Annotated in this window: 1 rRNA gene; it reads right to left on the reverse strand. The window is 47.8% G+C overall.

From position 1 onward, the window contains the following. A 23S ribosomal RNA gene (locus CLM60_RS00010) occupies positions 1–1,068 on the reverse strand; the annotation flags it as partial.

The following is a 1,068-nucleotide window of genomic DNA, read 5'->3' on the forward strand; positions in this document are numbered from 1 at the left end:
CCCTCCCTCTTCACTGCGGCTCATCAAAGATGAGCACTCCTTCTTCCGAAGTTACGGAGTTATTTTGCAGAGTTCCTTAGCTACAGTTGTCTCGCTTGCCTTAGGATTTTCTCCTTGACCACGTGTGTTCGTTCTAGGTACAGGCAGTTAATTATTAATGTTAGAAGCTTTTCTTGGAAGCGTGGAGTCATATACTTCGTTACTAGGCGAACCGTTCACTCCCCATCACACTTCAACGTTAATACAACACGGATTTGCCAATGTTGCCGTCTTTGTGCTTAGCCCGGGACAACCAGCACCCGGGATATACTATCCTTCTCCGTCACTCCATCACTAATTAACTGGTACAGGAATATCAACCTGTTGTCCATCGACTACGCCTGTCGGCCTCGCCTTAGGTCCTGACTAACCCTGGGTGGACGAACCTTGCCCAGGAAACCTTGGTCAAACGGCATGGAAGATTCTCACTTCCAAACGTTACTCATGCCGGCATAATCACTTCCAAGCGCTCCACCAGTCCTTACGGTCTGACTTCATCACCCTTGGAACGCTCCCCTACCACTGTACTTGCGTACAATCCGTAGCTTCGGTGGTAAACTTAAGCCCCGGTACATTTTCGGCGCAGAATCACTCGACTAGTGAGCTGTTACGCACTCTTTAAATGATGGCTGCTTCTAAGCCAACATCCTAGCTGTCTGTGCAGTTCCACATCCTTACACACTTAGTTTACACTTAGGGACCTTAGCTGACGATCTGGGCTGTTTCCCTCACGAGCATGGACCTTATCACCCATGTTCTGACTGCTATGCACAAGTTATGGCATTCGGAGTTTAATTCTAATCAGTACCGCTAGGTGCAGCCATCATAGATTCAGTGCTCTACCTCCACAACAATTCACATAACGCTATCCTTAAAGATATATCGGGGAGAACTAGCTATCTCCGGGTTCGATTGGAATTTCACCGCTAGCCACAAGTCATCCAAAGTCTTTTCAACGAATACTGGTTCGGTCCTCCATTAGGTTTTACCCTAACTTCAACCTGCTCATGGCTAGATCACCCGGTTTCG

Origin of the sequence: Actibacterium ureilyticum, from assembly GCF_002285435.1 — a bacterium.
In the GTDB taxonomy this organism is placed as follows: Bacteria; Pseudomonadota; Alphaproteobacteria; order Rhodobacterales; family Rhodobacteraceae; genus Actibacterium_C; species Actibacterium_C ureilyticum.